Here is an 18,023-nt window from a genome sequence, read left to right on the forward strand (position 1 = left end):
AGCTTTCGATGACCCGCCCGCACGACGCCACCGCCCCCAGTCTGCTTGCCTTGCTGCGCCGCTGGCTGAGCCGCGTGCGCGGCACCGGCGCTGCATCGGGCGACACGCTCGAACTGCGCGGCATGAGCGATCACGAACTCAACGACCTGGGCATCGGCCGCAGCGAAGTTCAGGAGTGGTCGCGACGGAGATCACCCACCGCTCGCCCTGGAACCACTGAACGCACGGTGCTGCGCAAGCTGGGCGATGGTCGGCTAGCGCCAGCGAACGTCGAGCACCGACAACACGATGGCCTTGAACGCCTCAGCGTCTGATGCCTCGCGCTCGGCCAGCACAGCGGCCGCATGAATGTCCGAAGGGCGTGGGCCACGCGTGCGCAGCGGTTCGAAGATGGAGCCGCGCCCGGCAACCCGCACGTGCGCGGTGGAACCGCCTTGCTTGCGCTTGGCGAACGACAGTCGGACGGCCGTGTAGGTGCTCATCGAAATCTCTCCGGTGGTCTGGTGCGCCGTGGGTGACGTGCGGCGCACACCGCCTGGGCGACGAGGGCCGCGCGCGCCGCGCACCATGCGCGACCCTCGACGCCGGCCCCTGTCTGAGACAGCTATCGGCACGCGAGCGCCAAGGCTGAAGCCCTTGGCAGCAAGAATGTCGGGCTTTGTGGTCTACGCTGCGCCATGCTCACGACCTCGCTCCTCCTCTTTCTCCACCTGATCGCCGTGACCTTCTGGGTCGGTGGCATGGCGGTGATGCATGTCGCCGTGCGGCCCGCCGCCGTGGCCACACTCGAGCCACCGCAGCGGCTGCCCTTCATGGCGGCCGCCCTGTCGCGCTTCTTTGTCGGTGTGTCGATCGCGGTGGCGACGGTGCTCGTGAGCGGACTGGGCCTGGTGATGGCGGCCGGGGGATTCGCGCGTGTGCACTGGAGCGTGCACGGCATGTTCACCGTGGGCCTGGTGATGATGGTGCTGTTCCTGCACATCCGCTTTGCGCCTTACGCCCGGCTGCAGCGCGCCGTCGCTGCGCGCGAATGGCCGGTGGCGGCGGTACAGCTGGGCAACATCCGCAAGCTGGTCGCCGTCAACCTGATGTTGGGCGTCGGGGTGGTCGCGCTCGCGGTGGTCGGCCGCGCCTTCTGAGCGCCCGGCGGCGCGCCTCGGAACGCGCCGTCAGACCACCCCGGCGGCGCGCAGCGCAGCGATCTGCTGCGCGTCCACGCCCCATTCGGCCAACACCTCGTCGGTGTGCTGGCCCAGCGCCGGCGGTGCGCGGCGCAGCACCGGCGGCGTGGCCGACAGGCGCAGCGGGCTGGCCACGCCGGTGATGCTCGCGATGCCGTCGCCCGCCTCGCGCGGCAGCGTCACCGCCAGGCCACGCGCCTTGACCTGTTCGTCGTCGAAGGCCTGCGCGATGTTGTTGATCGGGCCGCAGGGCACGGCCTTGTCCTCGAGCAGCGCGATCCATGCGGCCGTGGTGCGCGTGCGCGTCACGGCCTGCATCAGCGGGATCAGCACGCCGCGGTGCTTCACGCGCAGCGTGTTGGTGGCGAAGCGTTCGTCGGCCGCCCACTCGGCATGGCCGGCTGCTTCGCAGAAGCGCGCGAACTGGCCGTTGTTGCCGATGGCCAGCAGCATGGCGCCGTCCTGCGTCTGAAAGTCCTGGTACGGCGCCAGGCTCGGGTGGCTATTGCCCTGGCGCTGCGGCACGTCGCCGGTGTTGAGGAAGGCGCTGGCCTGGTTCGCGAGGATCGCCATGCCGACGTCGAGCAGCGCCATGTCGATGTGCTGGCCTTCGCCGGTGCGGTGCCGCACCTCGAGCGCGGCGAGGATGGCCGTGCTGGCGTACACGCCGGTGAACAGGTCGGTCAGCGCCACGCCCACGCGCAGCGGGCCGCCGCCGGCTTCGTCGTCGGGCCGGCCGGTGATGCTCATCATCCCGCTGGTGGCCTGGATCATCAGGTCGTAGCCGGCGCGCTGCGCATGCGGACCGTCGTGGCCGAAGCCGGTCACGCTGCAGTAGATGAGGCGCGGGTTCGCGGCCTTCAGGCTCTGGTAGTCGAGCCCGTACTGCGCGAGGCCACCGGTCTTGAAGTTCTCCACCACGATGTCGCTCTGCGCGGCCATGCGCTGCAGCAGCGCCTGGCCCTCGGGCGTGGCCATGTCGACCGTGACCGAGCGCTTGTTGCGGTTGCAGGCGGTGAAGTAGGTCGACTGCGTCGTGTCGTGGCCGTCCGCGTCCTTCAGGAAGGGCGGGCCCCAGCCGCGGGTGTCGTCGCCCACACCGGGGCGTTCGATCTTCACGACGTCGGCACCCAGGTCCGCGAGGATCTGCGTGCACCACGGGCCCGCGAGCACGCGGGACAGGTCGAGCACCTTCAGGCCCGCGAGCGCACCTTCCTTCGACGGGCTGCTCATGCTCAGTTCGCGAAGGCGGCGATGCCCGTGATGGCCCGGCCCAGAATCAAGGCATGGATATCGTGCGTGCCTTCGTAGGTGTTCACCACTTCCAGGTTCACCAGGTGGCGCGCCACGCCGAACTCGTCGCTGATGCCGTTGCCGCCCATCATGTCGCGCGCCTGGCGGGCGATGTCGAGCGACTTGCCGCAGTTGTTGCGCTTGAGGATCGAGGTGATCTCGACCGCGGCGATGCCTTCGTCCTTCATGCGCCCCAGGCGCAGGCTGCCCTGCAGGCCCAGCGCGATCTCGGTCTGCATGTCGGCCAGCTTCTTCTGGATCAGCTGGTTGGCGGCAAGCGGGCGGCCGAACTGCTTGCGGTCCATCGTGTACTGGCGGGCGCGGTGCATGCAGTCTTCGGCGGCGCCGAGGGCACCCCACGAGATGCCGTAGCGTGCGCTGTTGAGGCAGGTGAAGGGGCCCTTGAGGCCCTGCACTTCGGGGAAGGCGTTCTCTTCGGGGCAGAACACGTTGTCCATGACGATCTCGCCGGTGATGCTGGCGCGCAGGCCGACCTTGCCGTGGATGGCCGGGGCGCTGAGGCCCTTCATGCCCTTCTCGAGCACGAAGCCGCGGATCGGACCAACCGTGCCGGACTCGCTGACTTCCTTGGCCCACACGACGAAGACATCGGCGATGGGCGAGTTGCTGATCCACATCTTGGCGCCGCTGATGGCGTAGCCGCCCGGCACCTTCTTGGCGCGGGTGACCATGCTGCCGGGGTCGGAGCCGTGGTCGGGTTCGGTCAGGCCGAAGCAGCCGATCCATTCGCCGGTGGCGAGCTTGGGCAGGTACTTCTGCTTCTGCGCTTCGGTGCCGAATTCGTTGATCGGCACCATCACCAGCGAGCTCTGCACGCTGGCCATCGAGCGGTAGCCCGAATCGACGCGCTCGACCTCGCGGGCGATCAGGCCGTAGGCCACGTAGTTGAGGCCGGGGCCGCCGTACTGCTCGGGGATCGTCGGGCCCAGCAGGCCCAGCGCGCCCATCTCGCGGAAGATGGCCGGGTCGGTTTCGCCGGTGCGGAAGCCTTCGGTGACGCGGGGCAGCAGGCGTTCCTGGCAGTAGGCGTTGGCCGCGTCCCGGATCATGCGTTCTTCGTCGGTCAGTTGCTGGTCGAGAAGAAGGGGATCGTCCCAGTGGAATTGCGCTTTGGCGGCCATGTGCTGTCTCCGGAAAAGAGAGGAATCGGGGGAAAAGGATCGGACGATCCTAGCCGCCGCGCCAGGTCGAGGCAAACGAGCAATACTCAGCCAGATATGACTTTCGAGAATGTCTGAGGTTGCCCATGCGCCGCAAGATCCCACCCCTGCAAGCCCTTGTCTGCTTCGACGCCGCTGCCCGCCACGAGAGCTACACGCGCGCCGCGCAGGAGCTGTCGCTCACGCAGAGCGCCGTGTCACGCCAGATCGGCGCGCTCGAGGCCTTCCTCGGCGTGGCGCTGTTCCGCCGCACGCGGCACGGGGTGGCGCTGACACCCAGCGGCACGACCTATGCGCGCCAGACCGCGCTGCGGCTCGAATCGATGGAGCGCGACACGCTCGATGCGATGGCCGACCAGGGCAGCGGCGGCTCGCTCGCGCTGGCGGCGGTGCCCACCTTCGCCACGCGCTGGCTGCTGCCGCGCCTGCCCGGCTTCGCCCAGTTGCAGCCCGACGCGGTGGTGCACATCGAAACCCGCACCCGCCCCTTCCTCTTCGCCGACGGCGAGTTCGACGCCGCGCTCTATGCCGGCACGCCGGCGCAGGTCGCCAATTGGGCCGGCACGCGCGCGCTGCTGCTGATGCCCGAGGACGTGGTGCCGGTGTGCAGCCCGCGCCTGCTGCCGCGCGGCAAGCCGGTGGCGCCGGCCGCCATCGCGCAGATGCCGCTGCTGCAGCAGAGCACCCGGCCCGACGGCTGGCGCCAGTGGTTCGACGCGCAGCAGGTCGACGCGCCGCGCGCCCGCACCGGGCCGCGCTACGAGCTGTTCTCGATGCTGGCCACGGCGGCGGCGCACGGCCTGGGCGTGGCCTTGATGCCGACGATGCTGGTCGACGACGAGATCGCGCGCGGCGAGTTGATGGTGGCTTGCGCGCGGCCCCTCTCCGGCCAGCGCAACTACTACCTCGTCACACCGGACCGCGGCGAACCGCGCCCGCTGCTGGCCGCCTTCGCCGAGTGGCTGGGGGCGCAGGCGCGCTTGCGTTAGGGTTGGCGCCATGAGCCTCGCTGCGACACCCCCGATCCTCCACATCGACCACCTGCGCTTCGCCTATCCCGGCGACCCGCCGATCGCGGCCGGCTGGTCGGCCCGCATCGGGGCCGGCGTGACGCTGCTGCACGGCGACACGGGCAGCGGCAAGTCGACGCTGCTGCGCGTGCTGGCCGGCGTCCTGCCCGCCACCGGCGGCCGGCTGACGCTGGCCGGCGCGGCGTTGCCGGATGCGGCCGAGGCCTACCGGCGCCAGGTGTTCTTCGTCGACCCGTCGACCGACGCCTTCGATGCGATGGGCGTCGAGGAATGCGCCGCGTCGCGCTCGGCCGACGTGCCTTTCGACGCGGCACGCTGGCAGGCGCTGGTCGACGGCTTCTCGCTCGCGCCGCATCTCGCGAAGAAGATGTTCATGCTGTCGACGGGCTCCAAGCGCAAGGTGTGGCTGGCCGCCGCGCTCGCATCCAGCCGGCCGCTGACGCTGCTCGACGAGCCGACCGCCGGCCTCGACGCCGGCTCGATGCGCTGCCTGTGGCGCACGCTGGCGGAGGTGGCGCAGGAAGGCGGCCGTGCGGTGATCGTCGCCAGCGGCGAGCGCGTCGACGGCGTGCCGCTGACGGCCACCCTCACCCTGCCGCTGACCGGCTGATCGCCGCCGCACCGGCCACAATGCACACAGGCGCGGCGCCAGGCCGCTGCCGATGAATGCCACCCCGAGATGGCGAACGACGAGACACACCACATGCCCACCACCGCGCCCCCGCCGCGTCTGCCCGACGCGCACCAGCCCGATTCGCGCTACGCCCTGTGGCGCCTGCTCGTCACGCTGCTGATCATGACGGTGGGCAGCAGCGGCATGTACGTGGTGTCGGTGGTCATCCCCGCGGTGCAGGCCGACTTCGGCATCGACCGCGCCCAGGCCTCGCTGCCGTACACCCTGCTGATGATCGGCTTCGGTGTCGGCGGCGTGGTGATGGGCCGGCTGGCCGACCGATTCGGCGTGATGTGGCCGCTGCTGGGCGGTGCGGTCGCGCTCGGGCTGGGCTACGTCGCGTGCGCCCTCGCGCCCAACATCGTCGTCTTCGTGGCAGCGCAAGCGGTGCTGGTGGGGCTGCTCGGCAGCTCGGCCGCCTTCGCGCCGCTGGTGGCCGACACCTCGCTCTGGTTCGTGAAGCGGCGCGGCATCGCGGTGGCGATCTGCGCCAGTGGCAACTACATCGCCGGGGCCGTGTGGCCGCCCATCGTGCAGCACTTCGTCGAGACGGTGGGCTGGCGCCAGGCCTACCTGGGCATGGGCGTGTTCTGCGGCGTCACGATGTTCGGGCTGGCGCTGCTCATGCGCCCGCGCCCACCCGCCGTGGTGCTGAACGCTGCACCTGTCGCCGGGTCGCCGATCGCGGCCGACACCCTGCGCCCCTTCGGCCTGAGCCTGGGCACCGCGCAGGGCCTGCTGTGCGTGGCCGGTGTCGCCTGCTGCGTCGCGATGGCGATGCCGCAGGTGCACATCGTGGCCTATTGCACCGACCTGGGCTTCGGCGCGGCCCGTGGGGCGCAGATGCTGTCGCTCATGCTGGCCTGCGGCATCGTCAGCCGGCTGGTGTCGGGCGCCATCTGCGACCGCATCGGCGGACTGCGCACGCTGCTGCTGGGCTCGGCGCTGCAGTGCGTGGCACTGCTGCTGTTCCTGCCCTTCGACGGACTCGTGCCGCTCTTCGTCGTGTCGGCGATGTTCGGGCTGTTCCAGGGTGGCCTCGTGCCCTCGTACGCCATCATCGTGCGCGAGCATTTCCCGCCGGCCGAGGCCGGGGCGCGCGTCGGCACGGTGCTGATGTGCACGCTGCTCGGCATGGCGCTCGGTGGCTGGATGTCGGGCAAGGTGTTCGACCTGACCGGCAGCTACCACGCCGCGTTCGTGAACGGCATCGCGTGGAACCTGCTGAACCTGTCGATCGCGGCGACGCTGCTGTGGCGGGTGCGCGGGCGGCTGACGCGCACGGCAATCTTGCGAATGTAGGCAGCGGGCCGACGCGCTCTCCGGGTCCACCCTCAAGACAGGGCGCTTGCCGGGGACCACACTGCGGGGCAGACGAACGGTGGAGAGCCCCATGAAGCACATCCGCACCGCACGCACGCTCGTGTTCACGCTCGCGCTCTGTCCATGGCTGCACGCGACCGCGGCCAGTGCGCCTTCGCCGCTGGGCATGGACCCGGCCCGCATCGAGTACCTCGCCAACGAGGCGCCCTTCGTCGTGTTCGACATCGCGCCGCGCAGCCTCGGCGGCGAGCCGACGCGAAGCGGCCAGGGCCACGCCGCGCTGACCTTCATGGCGACCGACCCGCTGCGGCAGGTGAGCGTCGCGGTCGCGGCGCGGCCCGACCGCCCCGGCGCCCGCGCGGTCGCGGCGGTGCGCACCACCTGCGGCCCGCAGATCGCCGGTTACCACCGCTGCCCCATTCCCACCGATGTCGCGCTGACGCACCTGGACGGCGACGGCGGCAGCATCGGCCTGCGCATCGAGGCGGAAGGCCCGGACGGCGAGCGCAGCGTCGTGCTGATCACGCTGCCGGTGCGGGCGCTGCGCGCCGCGGCCCCGTCACCGGCGCTGAGCGAGGTGGCGCGGCGTCAGTAGCTGGCCTTCGCCGCGCCGCCGCCGGCACCGAAGCGCGCGGCCACGGCCTCGGCGCCGCGCGCGAGGATCTGCAGGTCCATCGCGACGGCGACAAACAGCGCGCCCAGGTCCAGGCACTCGCGCGCCCGCGCCTCGTCGAGCAGCAGGATGCCCGGCGCCTTGCCGCAGGCGCGGATGCGGGCGATGGCGCCGTCGATGGCCGCACGCACCTCGGGATGGTTCGGGTTGCCCGGGTGGCCCATGCTGGCCGACAGGTCCGACGGGCCGATGAACACGCCGTCGATGCCGTCGACGTTCGCGATCTCTTCCAGGTGCTCGAGCGCCTCGCGCGTCTCGACCTGCACCAGCAGGCAGAGCTCTTCGTGCGCGTGCTGCACGTAGCCCTGCACCCGGCCGTAGTTGGTGGCACGCGTGGAGCCGCCCATGCCGCGGATGCCTTCGGGCGCATAGCGCATGGCGCGCACGGCCGCGCGGGCCTCGTCGGCGTTCTGCACGAAGGGCAGCAGCAGCGTCTGCACGCCGATGTCGAGGTAGCGCTTGATCAGCACGGTATCGTTCCACGCCGGGCGCACGACGGCCGACGAGGGCACCGCGCCCGCAGGCACGGCCGAGGCGGCGGCCTGCAGTTGCTGCAGCATGCGCGGCACGTCGGTGGGCGTGTGTTCGGTGTCGAACATGAGCCAGTCGTAGCCGGCACCGGCGACGATCTCCGAGACGTAGGGGTCGGGCAGGCTGCACCAGAGTCCGATTTGCGCACGGCCTTCGGCCAGCGCGCGCTTGAAGTGATTGATGGGGAGTGGCGACATGCACCGGACCATAGCCGATCCGGCGCGCTGCGTCAGTCACGGGCGAGGCGCCGATATGATGGGTCGCATCGCTCTCCTCGCCTTCCACCGCCACCTTTCGGCGTCCTCCACATGCTGCAGAACCTGACCCCCTTCCTCATCCACTGGGCCATCACCGCGCTGTCGCTGTGGATCGCGAGCTACCTGTTCCGCGGGCTTACCTTCGACAGCACCGGCGCGCTCGTGGTGTCGGCCCTGCTGCTGGGCCTGGCCAACGCGGTGGTCAAGCCGCTGCTCATCGTGCTCACGCTGCCGCTGACGCTGCTGACCTTCGGGCTCTTCCTGCTCGTCATCAACGCACTGATGATCCTGCTCGTGTCGGCGCTGGTGCGGGGCTTCAAGGTGTCGGGCTTCTGGACCGCCTTCTTCGCCAGCATCTTCATCTCCCTGCTGAGCATCGCCATCGGCGCGCTGGTCGGCGGCAGCGACCCGGCGACGACGATCCAGATGCCGAGCGGCGGCAACTGGCTGTAAGCCGGGCCTGGCGGCCGGTCAGGTCGCGCAGGCGGCCGAACCGCAGCCGTGCACCGGCGCCGCCGGCAGCGCCTGCGGCATGCGCACCTCGCCGCTGGCGGCATCGAAGCCCACGCTGCGCAGGTGCAGCGCCAAGGCAGCGTCCATGGTCTGCGCATGCTGCACGAACCACACGGCCAGCTCGCGCGCCATCTGGCGGATCGCCTCGTTCTGGCCCTTGAGGCCCTGCACCAGCCCTTCGCACATGACCTCCAGCACCACGCGGTGCTGCACGGTGTGGCAGTTGGCCGACGAGAAGCCGGTGCGGCGCATCCAGTCGTCCTCGCGGCCGAAGTGATCCGCCGTGTGGTCGACCAGGGCGCGCCACGCCGCCACCAGATGCGCGTCGTCGGCGGTTTCGACGCGGGCCAGCAAGGCGACGAACTCCTGATGCGTCTCGTCCATTGCGGGCAGTTCGAGCGACAGCGACTCGGACCATTGCAGTACGGCCATGGGGCACTCCTTGGATCGGAAAACCCCAGGCTATCGAGGCGGGCGCTTTCGCGCCTTGACCTGCCTCAACAGTCGGCTACGACGCAACGACCGGCGCCTCGGCGCGCCGCGCGGCGAGCGCCACGAACCAGTCGAGGCTCGACGGATTGGCCATCGCCTCCTTGTTGACCACCTTCTCGATCGGCAGGCCCAGCAGCAGCTTCTTGATCGGCAGCTCCTGCTTCTTGCCCGACAGCGTGCGCGGGATCTCGGGCACCTCGAAGATGTCGTTGGGCAGGAAGCGCGGCGAGAGCGAGGTCTTGATCGCCCCCTCGATCTTGGCGCGCACCGCCTCATCGAGTACGACGCCGGGGCGCAGCACGACGAAGAGCGGCATGTAGCTCTCGCGCCCCAGGTACTCGAGGTCGACCACCATCGAGTCGAGCACCTCGGGCAGCGCCTCGACCGCGCTGTAGATCTCGCTGGTGCCCATGCGCAGGCCCTGGCGGTTGATGGTGGCGTCGCTGCGGCCGTAGATGATGCAGCCGCCGTCTTCGCCGATCTTGAGCCAGTCGCCGTGGCGCCAGACACCGGGATAGGTGTCGAAGTAGCTCGACAGGTAGCGCGCGTTGCCCTCGTCGTTCCACAGGTAGAGCGGCATCGACGGGATGGGCTGCACGCACACCAGCTCGCCCACTTCGCCGATCACCGGCTCGCCCTGCGCGTTCCACGCCTCGACCGCATGGCCGAGCTGGCGGCACTGCATCTGGCCGGGGACTTCGGGCAGCTCGCGGTTCCCGCCGACAAAGGCACCGCAGAAGTCGGTGCCGCCTGAAATGTTGCACCACCAGATGTCCTCAGAACCCGCGGCGCGGAACTGTTCCGTGCCCCAGCGCTGTACTTCTTCGGACAGCGGCGAGCCGGTGCTGCCCAGGGCGCGCACGCACGACAGGTCGCCGCAGGCGGCCGTGCTCACGCCGGCCTTCATGCAGTTGGTGAAGTAGGCGGCGCCGGCACCGAAGAAGGTGACGCGGTGCTTGGCGACGAAGCGCCACAGCACGGCCCAGTCGGGCTTGTCCTTGCTGCCGGCCGGGTGGCCGTCGTACAGCACGATGGTCGCGCCGTGCGCGAGGCCCGCCATCTGGCAGTTCCACATGACCCAGCCGGTGGAGCTGTACCAGTGGAAGCGCTCGCCGAGGTTGTTGGCGCCGTAGCTGGCGCCGATGTCGTTGTGGAGGCCGCAGGCGTACATCGTCATCACGATGCCGCCATGCCCGTGGACGATGGGTTTGGGCAGGCCGGTGGTGCCGCTCGAATAGACGATCCAGATCGGATGGTCGAAGGGCAGCCATTCGGGCGCGAAGGCGGCCACCTCGGCGTCGTCGCGCGCGATGGCGTCGGTCCAGTCGATCTCGGGATCGACTGGGCTCGCCGCATACGGCGTGCGCAGCAGCAGCAGCGTCTCGACGCTGGGCAGCTGCCCGCGCAGTTCCTGCACGACGGCGCTGCGGTCGATGGCCTTGCCACCGTAGTACACGCCGTCGGCGGCGATGAGCACCTTGGGTTCGATCTGCCGGAAGCGGTCGGCCACGGCGGCCGTGCCCATGTCGGGCGCGCACACGCTCCACACGGCGCCGATGCAGAGGCAGGCCAGGCAGGCGACGATGGTCTCGGGCACGTTGGGCAGGTAGGCCGCGACGCGGTCGCCGCGCTGCACGCCATGCGACTTCAACGTGAGCGCGACCGAGGCGACCTGGCGACGCAGCTCGGGCCACGACAGCTCGCGCACCTCGCCACGTTCGTTGTCGCTCACGATGGCGGGCATGCCCGCGGCGTGCGCCGCGTCGGCATGGCGCAGCACCTCGCGCACGTAGTTGACCTGGGCGCCGGGGAACCACACGGCACCGGGCATCTTGCGATCGGCGACCACGGCGCTGTGCGGTGTCGGCGACTGCATGCCGTGGTAGTCCCAGATGCTCTGCCAGAAGCCGTCCAGGTCGGTGGTCGACCAGCGCCAGAGGTCGTCGTAGCGGTCGAAGGCGAGGCCGCGCGTGTCGCGCAGCCAGTCCTGGTAGAGGCGGAGTTGGGGGACGTTGGGAGCGGTCATGTCGCCCGGGAGCTTACGGCGCGCCGGCCTTGCGCGGTCCCGGGGAATGTCCCATGGGCGTCGCGCGCCTGTCCCGCGCGCGACGCGCCGTCAAGGTGCCCGCGGGCCCTTGGGCGGCGTCTTCCTGTCGTCGCCGCCGAAGAGGCGTTCGACCTGCTGCCCGATGCGCGCGCCGATGGCCGTGCCCACGCCCGGCAGCACTGCGGTGCCGACGGCGGCACCGGTGAGCGCGCCCCCCGTGAGCGACAGCGTCGGGTCGTCGAGCGACCCGCTGACCTTGAGCGGCACGCCGACCACGCCGTCGACCAGGTCGACCGCCACCTCGCCATCGATCGCCCGGTGGTAGATGCGCGCACTGCCGCTGGCGGTGAGCAGGCCCGAGTGTGCCTTCAGTCCGGTGTAGCTGAAACGCATGCCGTCGTCGGTGTTCTCGGTAGCGAGGGTCCCGGTGAGTTCATCCAGCGGCGTGCGCCCGCCGCGGCTGGTCCCGGCCGTCTGGATCGCCTTGGCCAGGTCGAAGCGCGTGAGCGTTGCGGGCTGCACCGAAAAGCGCGTGCGCGTGGTCGCGTTGCGCCAGAGTTCCGCCACGTTGGCGCCGGTGGCACGCACCTCGGTGCGGCCGTTGACCTTGCCGGCCACCGGCGCTCGGCGATCGAAGGTCTGCATCAACTGCTCGATGTCGACGCTGCGCGGCTCCAGCTGCGCGGTGAGCAGCAGCGTGTCGTCCTTCTGGATCGCGAGTTCGCTGCTGCCGTTCCACGTGCCGCCGGCGACGTCGATCAGGGTGCGCCAGCGGTCGGCATCGCCGTCGCGCTCCAGGCGCAGTCGCGCCGGCGGCGTCACGCCGTGGCGGCTGAATTCCGCGGTGCGCGGGCGCCAGTGCGGATCGAAGTCGACGCGGCCGTCGTAGGCCAGCGGGATGTTGCGGCGGTCGACCCAGGTCAGCTCGGTGAAACGCACCTGCTCGACCGGCACCGCCGCCAGCGTCCAGTTGCCGCGCGGCGCCGGCGCTGCCTCGGCGCGGCCGCGAAAGGCCCGGACCGATTGGCGCGGCAGTGCGACACCGTCGGCGGAGACGCTGTCGATCCGCACCTCGCGCGCGAGCAGCGAGCGCAGCCGCGGGTTGACCTCGAGCCGGTGCACGCGGATCGGTTCGTCCTGCACGGTGGCGACGTCTTCCAGCACCACGCGCGGCACCGGGAACAGCGCCCAATGCAATCCGCCCACCGTCAGGCCGATGCCGGTGCGCTGCTCGAACTCGGAACCGACACGAGCCGCGAGTTCGGCGTCACTCGGCAGCCACCATGCGACCAGCGCCGCGCCGACGACGCCCAGCGCGACCAGCCCTGCCGCGCCCCGTACCAGCCATCGACCTGTGCGTGTCATGCCGCAAGCTTAGCCGCGGGGTCCCAGGCGGCCTGTCGGCCGGCGGCCCGAGTTGGACGCTCGCTATAGTTTTGACCATTTCTTCTTCGGAGTTTCCATGGCCATCTGGCAAAAACCGATCTCGCTCGAACTGCTCGCCGCCGCGAACGGAAAGACCGCCGCAGGTCGACTCGGCATCGAGTTCACCGAGATCGGCGACGATTTCCTGCGTGGCCGCGTCCCGGTGGACGAACGCACGGTGCAGCCCTTCGGACTGCTGCACGGCGGCGTGTCGGTGGTGCTGGCCGAAACGCTCGGCTCCAGCGGCGCCTACTACTCGTCGCCCGAAGGCCACGGCGCCGTCGGGCTCGACATCAACGCCAACCACCTGCGCTCGGCGCGCAGCGGCTGGGTGACTGGCACCGCGCGCCCGGTGCACCGCGGCCGGACGGTCCAGGTCTGGCAGATCGACATGGTGAATGACGCGGGCGACCTGACCTGCGTGTCACGCCTGACCATGTCCATGCTGCTGCCGCGCGGCCAGCCCAACGCCCGCGCACCCGCATAACGCACCCCGCATAAATTCAAACGAGGAGACAACCGTGAGCAAGATTTTCCAGTGGCGCGAGGTGCAGGCCACCGAGGGCGCCGTCGTTGCGCCCGACGAGCGCCTGCCCTGGCCGCAGACCGCGGCGATGGGCGTGCAGCACGTGATCGCGATGTTCGGCGCAACCGTGCTGGCGCCGATCCTGATGGGCTTCAACCCCAACATCGCCATCCTCATGAGCGGCGTGGGCACGCTGCTCTTCTTCTTCATCACCGGCGGGCGGGTGCCGAGCTACCTGGGCTCGAGCTTTGCCTTCATCGGCGTGGTGATCGCGGCCAGCGGCTATTCGGGCTCGGGCCCGAACGCCAACCTGGCGGTGGCGCTCGGCGGCATCGTCGCCTGCGGCGTGCTCTACATCGCGATCGGCGCGCTGGTGCAGGCCATCGGCACGGGGTGGATCGAGCGCTTCATGCCGCCAGTGGTCACCGGCGCGGTGGTGGCCGTCATCGGGCTCAACCTGGCGGGCGTGCCGATCAAGAACATGCAGGCCGGCAACTTCGACGCCTGGATGCAGGCCGTGACCTTCTTGTGCGTCGGCCTGGTCGCGGTGTTCGCGCGCGGCATGGTGCAGCGGCTGCTGATCCTGGTCGGGTTGATCCTCGCGACCGTCGTCTACGCGCTGCTCACCAACGGCCTGGGCCTGGGCAAGCCGGTGGACCTGGGCGGCATCGCCAACGCGGCCTGGTTCGGCCTGCCGGCCTTCACCGCGCCAGTCTTCACGGGCAGCGCGATGCTGCTGATCGCGCCGGTGGCGATCATCCTGGTGGCCGAGAACCTGGGCCATCTGAAGGCCGTGACCGCCATGACCGGCCGCAACCTCGACCCGCTGATCGGCCGGGCCTTCATCGCCGACGGCGTGGCCACGGTGGTGAGCGGCGCCGCCGGCGGCACGGGCGTGACGACCTATGCCGAGAACATCGGCGTGATGGCCGCCACGCGCATCTATTCGACGGCGGTGTTCGTGGTGGCGGCGATCATCGCGCTGGTGCTGGGCTTCTCGCCCAAGTTCGGCGCGCTGATCCAGGCGATTCCGCTGCCGGTGATGGGCGGCGTGAGCATCGTGGTGTTCGGGCTGATCGCGGTGGCCGGCGCGAAGATCTGGGTCGACAACCGGGTCGACTTCTCGCAGAACCGCAACCTGATCGTCGCGGCCATCACGCTGATCATCGGCACCGGCGACTTCACGCTGAAGTTCGGCCAGTTCGCGCTCGGCGGCATCGGCACCGCGACCTTCGGCGCGATCCTGCTGTGGGCGCTGCTGGGGCGGGCACGCAACGCCTGATCCAGGCTCTCAGGCGGGGCGCGATGCCTTCCGGGCGGCGGTCACGCGGGTGAGGAAGCGCCGCAGCGGCTGGTCGAACCAGCGGTCGAGCGCCCAGGCCAGGCCCACCAGTCCTGCAGCGAACAGCACGCCGGCCAACGGGGCATACGGCGCCAGCGGCGCGGCCAGGGCGCCCTCGAGCCAACTCCCCAGCGGCACGTGGAGCACGTAGACCGGGTAACTCAGCAGGCCGAGCAGCGCGAACAGCTTCACGGAGGACGCGCCGACGGACGCCTGCGCGCCGAGGTACACGCACACCGGAAACACGACGAAGATGGCCAGAAGATCGACCGTGCTTCCCAGGCCCTCGATGCGCGGCACCATCAGCAGCGCCGTGACTGCGGCACACAGGGCCCACGGCCCCGGGCCCGCCTTCCGAGGCCGCCGCTGGCGTGCCAGGTACAGCCGATGCAGCCCGATGCCCAGGAAGATGCCGAAGACGGCCCGCAGCGTGCCGCCCGCCAGCGAGCGCAGGCTCCACGTGAAGCCGACGTCGAGGCTGCCGTTGTACAGACCGGTCGCGACCAGGCCGGCGCCGCTCGCGGCCAGCACCGCCACCAGCACCCGGTGCGTCAGCCAGCGGTGCGTCAGCGCGTACAGCAGGTTCACCGCCATTTCGTAGAACAGCGACCAGCCCGGCGGGTTGAGTTCGAAGAGGCCGTGCCCGGCTTCGGGCATGCGCGAGGGCAGAAAGAGCAGCATCAGGACCAGGGGCAGCACCCAGACGTCCGGCGCGTACAGATCTTTGGTCACCACCAGCGCCGTCCCCAGCGCGGCCCCCAGCGCATGCAGCGGCCACAGGCGAATAAAGCGGGTCAGCATGAAGCGGCCGGCCGACAGCCGGCCCTCCCGGAGCTGCTGCGCGTAGGCGTGGTTGATCACGAAGCCGCTCAGCACGAAGAAGAGATCGACCGCGAGGTAGCTGTGGTTGTGTGAGAGCGACGGCGCGGCCCAGTACGCCTCGGTGTGGCGCGTGAGGACCAGCAGCGCGGCAAGGCCCCGCAAGCCGTCGAGTACAGCGAATTTCTTGGATGCCATCCCTGCTCTGTTCTAGTTACCGGCGTCGGCGCGCCGTTGGTGTTCGATCTCTCGCCGGCCACAACGTGCCGGCGGAATTGAAACGCGATGCAAGAAACTGTTGCAGAACCCGCTCTTGCGCCCCCAGGCAGCTGCCGTGCCGGGCCCAGCCGTTAGACTTCAGCGCTTTTCGGACGACCTTTTCCCATGGCCGATGCTTCCGCCGCGCGCAACAAGGCGGTATTCGAATTCAAGAGCGCCACACTGCCGCTGGTGGCGGTGATCCTCAAGACGGCGAAGCTGGACGTGCTGGCCGATGCGCTGGACGCCCAGCTGGCCGACTCGCCGGACTTCTTCGAGCAGGAGCCGGTGGTGATCGACCTGTCGCTGCTGCAGGACGAAGGCGAGGCCGCCGACATCGACTTCACGGCCCTGCGCAACCTGCTGGCGCGCCACCAGACGCAACCGATCGCGGTGCGCGGCGGCAGCGATGCGCAGAACGCCGCGGCGCGCGATGCCGGGCTGTCCATCGCGGCGATGCCGGTCGCGCCCACACCCACGCCACGGGCGCCGGCTCCCGCACCGGTGAGTGAAGCGCCGCAGATCGTGCGCGAGGTGCCGGTGCCCGCGGCCGGCACGCTGGTCATCGACAAGCCGCTGCGCTCGGGCCAGCAGGTCTATGCCCGCGGCGGCGACGTGATCGTGATGGCGGTCGTCAACTTCGGCGCCGAAGTGATCGCCGACGGCAACATCCACGTGTATGCACCGCTGCGCGGCAAGGCGATCGCCGGCGCGCGCGGCAACACCGAGGCCCGCATCTTCACCACCTGCATGGAAGCGCAGCTGGTGGCGATCGCCGGCATCTACCGGACCTCCGAGGTCGCGCTGCCGGCCGACATCGCGGGCAAGGCCGTCCAGATCCATCTGGACGACAAAAAGCTTCTGATGGAGCCGATCCTTTGATCGCCGCTCCGCACCCTGAACAACCGAAAAACGAAGAAGGAACGGCAATGGCCAAAATTGTGGTGGTGACCTCGGGCAAGGGCGGCGTCGGCAAGACGACCACGAGCGCCAGCTTCGCGACGGGCCTGGCGCTCGCCGGCAAGAAGACGGCGGTGATCGACTTCGACGTGGGCCTGCGCAACCTCGACCTCATCATGGGCTGCGAACGCCGCGTGGTGTACGACCTGATCAACGTGATCCAGGGCGAGGCCAACCTGAACCAGGCGCTCATCAAGGACAAGCAGTGCGACAACCTGTTCGTGCTGGCCGCCTCGCAGACGCGCGACAAGGAAGCGCTCACGCAAGAGGGCGTCGAGAAGGTCCTCAACGACCTGTCGGCGATGGACTTCGACTACATCGTCTGCGATTCGCCCGCGGGCATCGAGACCGGCGCGATGATGGCCATGTACTTCGCCGACGAGGCGCTGATCGTGACCAACCCCGAAGTCTCGTCGGTGCGCGACTCCGACCGCATCCTGGGCATGCTCGGCAGCAAGACCAAGCGCGCCAAGGAAGGCGGCGACCCGATCAAGGAACACCTGCTCATCACGCGCTACAACCCGAACCGCGTGGCCGGCGGCCAGATGCTGTCGCTGGAAGACATCCAGGACATCCTGCGCATCAAGCTGATCGGCGTGATCCCGGAGTCGGAGACGGTGCTCAACGCGTCCAACCAGGGCGTGCCGGCCATCCACGACAAGGGCACCGACGTGTCCGAGGCCTACTCGGACGTGGTCGCGCGCTTCCTGGGCGAAGACCGTCCCATGCGTTTCATCGAAGCGGAAAAGCCGGGCTTCTTCAAGCGCATCTTCGGGGGGAAGTAAGCCATGTCCTTCCTCTCCTTCCTGCTCGGCGAAAAGAAGAAGACGGCCAGCGTCGCCAAGGAGCGGCTGCAGATCATCCTCGCCCACGAGCGCTCGAGCCTCAGCGGCAAGAAGCGCCCAGACTACCTGCCCGACCTGCAGCGCGAGCTGGTGGCGGTGATCTCGAAGTACGTGTCCATCAACCCCGAGGACATCAAGGTCCACCTGGAACGCCAGGACGACCTCGAGGTGCTCGACATCAAGATCGAGCTGCCCGACGCGACGCCCGCCCCGGCGCGCTGATGTAGACGCAAGCAGACGCGAACTTTCGACTTCGCCATTGCGCGAAGCGAAGGGGTTTTCCTGCATTCATTGGCGCTTCACCGTCGGCTCGACCGCTGTAGAGTGATGTCGACATGGGAGAAGTGCCCGCGACAAGCCGACCCGAAGCGGCAGCGGGGCCGTTGAACGGGCCAGGACCCTGGAGTTCACGAATGACAGTCACATTGAAGCCGATCGACTGGGATCCCCCCAAGGAGATCCCGGGGGGACGTGCGAGCAAGCGCGAGGGCTTCCTGTGGCCCAACCCGCCCCAGGGCGGCTATCCGGCGGCCAAGCCGCAGACCGAGCCGCTGCCCTGCGAGATCCACAGCCTGAACGACCAGCGCGTGGCCGGGCGCATGACCTTCTTCGTGCCGGAAGAGCGGGTGCTGCACGTGCAGCTGCCGCGGGCC

20 protein-coding genes are annotated in these 18,023 nt (G+C 69.7%); 12 read left to right on the plus strand and 8 right to left on the minus strand.

Translation table 11 applies throughout. From position 1 onward, the window contains the following. Positions 1-8 precede the first annotated feature (8 nt). On the plus strand, positions 9-314 hold the full coding sequence (locus QTH86_RS16635) for a DUF1127 domain-containing protein (protein ID WP_286647307.1): 306 nt from the start codon (positions 9-11) through the stop codon (positions 312-314). Here the strand turns inward: QTH86_RS16635 and QTH86_RS16640 are convergent. Continuing rightward, positions 255-482: a hypothetical protein gene (locus tag QTH86_RS16640; protein ID WP_286647308.1), complete on the minus strand. Its 228-nt coding sequence runs from the start codon at positions 480-482 to the stop codon at positions 255-257. The two genes, QTH86_RS16635 and QTH86_RS16640, sit on opposite strands and share 60 nt — an antisense overlap. Positions 483-677: 195 nt before the next feature. Between QTH86_RS16640 and QTH86_RS16645 the strand changes: the two genes are divergently transcribed. Next, complete coding sequence (locus QTH86_RS16645; protein ID WP_286647309.1) at positions 678-1,139, plus strand: CopD family protein; 462 nt, start codon at positions 678-680, stop codon at positions 1,137-1,139. A 30-nt stretch (positions 1,140-1,169) separates the two neighbouring features. Here the strand turns inward: QTH86_RS16645 and QTH86_RS16650 are convergent, their stop codons facing one another. Beyond that, complete coding sequence (locus QTH86_RS16650; RefSeq protein WP_286647310.1) at positions 1,170-2,414, minus strand: CaiB/BaiF CoA transferase family protein; 1,245 nt, start codon at positions 2,412-2,414, stop codon at positions 1,170-1,172. 2 nt (positions 2,415-2,416) lie between these two features. After that, complete coding sequence (locus QTH86_RS16655) at positions 2,417-3,616, minus strand: acyl-CoA dehydrogenase (protein ID WP_286647311.1); 1,200 nt, start codon at positions 3,614-3,616, stop codon at positions 2,417-2,419. Between the two features lie 125 nt (positions 3,617-3,741). Here QTH86_RS16655 and QTH86_RS16660 point away from each other — a divergent pair, with 125 nt between their 5' ends. The 4 genes from QTH86_RS16660 to QTH86_RS16675 all read left to right on the plus strand — a co-directional run bounded on the left by QTH86_RS16660 (position 3,742) and on the right by QTH86_RS16675 (position 7,277). Next, on the plus strand, positions 3,742-4,644 hold the full coding sequence (locus QTH86_RS16660) for a LysR substrate-binding domain-containing protein (RefSeq protein ID WP_286647312.1): 903 nt from the start codon (positions 3,742-3,744) through the stop codon (positions 4,642-4,644). Positions 4,645-4,654: 10 nt separating this feature from the next. After that, a complete protein-coding gene (locus QTH86_RS16665) occupies positions 4,655-5,296 on the plus strand; it encodes an ABC transporter ATP-binding protein (protein ID WP_286647313.1) in 642 nt (213 codons plus the stop codon). A 93-nt stretch (positions 5,297-5,389) separates the two neighbouring features. Beyond that, positions 5,390-6,661, plus strand: coding sequence for an MFS transporter (locus tag QTH86_RS16670; RefSeq protein WP_286647314.1), 1,272 nt, complete (start codon positions 5,390-5,392; stop codon positions 6,659-6,661). Positions 6,662-6,752: 91 nt separating this feature from the next. Beyond that, complete coding sequence (locus QTH86_RS16675) at positions 6,753-7,277, plus strand: hypothetical protein (protein WP_286647315.1); 525 nt, start codon at positions 6,753-6,755, stop codon at positions 7,275-7,277. Here QTH86_RS16675 and QTH86_RS16680 read toward each other — a convergent pair. Next, entirely contained in the window at positions 7,271-8,083 is an 813-nt protein-coding gene (locus tag QTH86_RS16680) for an aldolase/citrate lyase family protein (RefSeq protein ID WP_286647316.1), read from the minus strand. The two genes, QTH86_RS16675 and QTH86_RS16680, sit on opposite strands and share 7 nt — an antisense overlap. A gap of 111 nt (positions 8,084-8,194) precedes the next feature. Between QTH86_RS16680 and QTH86_RS16685 the strand changes: the two genes are divergently transcribed. After that, positions 8,195-8,596 carry a phage holin family protein gene (locus tag QTH86_RS16685; protein ID WP_286647317.1) on the plus strand — a complete coding sequence of 134 codons (402 nt, stop codon included), beginning with the start codon at positions 8,195-8,197 and terminating at the stop codon, positions 8,594-8,596. 18 nt (positions 8,597-8,614) lie between these two features. Here the strand turns inward: QTH86_RS16685 and QTH86_RS16690 are convergent, their stop codons facing one another. From QTH86_RS16690 to QTH86_RS16700, 3 genes are all read right to left on the minus strand, one after another. Then, positions 8,615-9,088 carry a bacteriohemerythrin gene (locus tag QTH86_RS16690; protein WP_286647318.1) on the minus strand — a complete coding sequence of 158 codons (474 nt, stop codon included), beginning with the start codon at positions 9,086-9,088 and terminating at the stop codon, positions 8,615-8,617. 76 nt (positions 9,089-9,164) lie between these two features. Next, positions 9,165-11,174: an acetoacetate--CoA ligase gene (locus QTH86_RS16695; protein ID WP_286647319.1), complete on the minus strand. Its 2,010-nt coding sequence runs from the start codon at positions 11,172-11,174 to the stop codon at positions 9,165-9,167. 90 nt (positions 11,175-11,264) lie between these two features. Then, entirely contained in the window at positions 11,265-12,560 is a 1,296-nt protein-coding gene (locus QTH86_RS16700) for an AsmA-like C-terminal region-containing protein (protein WP_286647320.1), read from the minus strand. Between the two features lie 97 nt (positions 12,561-12,657). On the opposite strand from QTH86_RS16700, the gene QTH86_RS16705 reads away from it, so the two are divergent. Both QTH86_RS16705 and QTH86_RS16710 read left to right on the plus strand, forming a co-directional pair. Beyond that, positions 12,658-13,107, plus strand: a complete 450-nt coding sequence (locus QTH86_RS16705) for a hotdog fold thioesterase (protein WP_286647321.1) — start codon at positions 12,658-12,660, stop codon at positions 13,105-13,107. Positions 13,108-13,141: 34 nt separating this feature from the next. After that, on the plus strand, positions 13,142-14,428 hold the full coding sequence (locus tag QTH86_RS16710; RefSeq protein ID WP_286647322.1) for a solute carrier family 23 protein: 1,287 nt from the start codon (positions 13,142-13,144) through the stop codon (positions 14,426-14,428). Positions 14,429-14,437: 9 nt separating this feature from the next. Here QTH86_RS16710 and QTH86_RS16715 read toward each other — a convergent pair whose 3' ends face one another. Then, complete coding sequence (locus tag QTH86_RS16715; protein WP_286647323.1) at positions 14,438-15,505, minus strand: acyltransferase family protein; 1,068 nt, start codon at positions 15,503-15,505, stop codon at positions 14,438-14,440. 186 nt (positions 15,506-15,691) lie between these two features. Between QTH86_RS16715 and minC the strand changes: the two genes are divergently transcribed. The 3 genes from minC to minE are packed head-to-tail and all read left to right on the plus strand — an operon-like array spanning position 15,692 to position 17,592. After that, the gene (gene minC / locus QTH86_RS16720; protein WP_286647324.1) at positions 15,692-16,447 is read left to right on the plus strand and encodes a septum site-determining protein MinC; all 756 of its coding nucleotides are present in this window, start codon (positions 15,692-15,694) and stop codon (positions 16,445-16,447) included. Between the two features lie 47 nt (positions 16,448-16,494). Further along, complete coding sequence (gene minD / locus QTH86_RS16725) at positions 16,495-17,310, plus strand: septum site-determining protein MinD (protein ID WP_286647325.1); 816 nt, start codon at positions 16,495-16,497, stop codon at positions 17,308-17,310. A 3-nt stretch (positions 17,311-17,313) separates the two neighbouring features. Then, the gene (gene minE, locus QTH86_RS16730) at positions 17,314-17,592 is read left to right on the plus strand and encodes a cell division topological specificity factor MinE (RefSeq protein WP_286647326.1); all 279 of its coding nucleotides are present in this window, start codon (positions 17,314-17,316) and stop codon (positions 17,590-17,592) included. Positions 17,593-18,023: the final 431 nt, after the last annotated feature.

Origin of the sequence: Variovorax sp. J2L1-78, assembly GCF_030317205.1 — a bacterium.
GTDB classification, from domain to species: Bacteria; Pseudomonadota; Gammaproteobacteria; order Burkholderiales; family Burkholderiaceae_C; genus Variovorax; species Variovorax arabinosiphilus.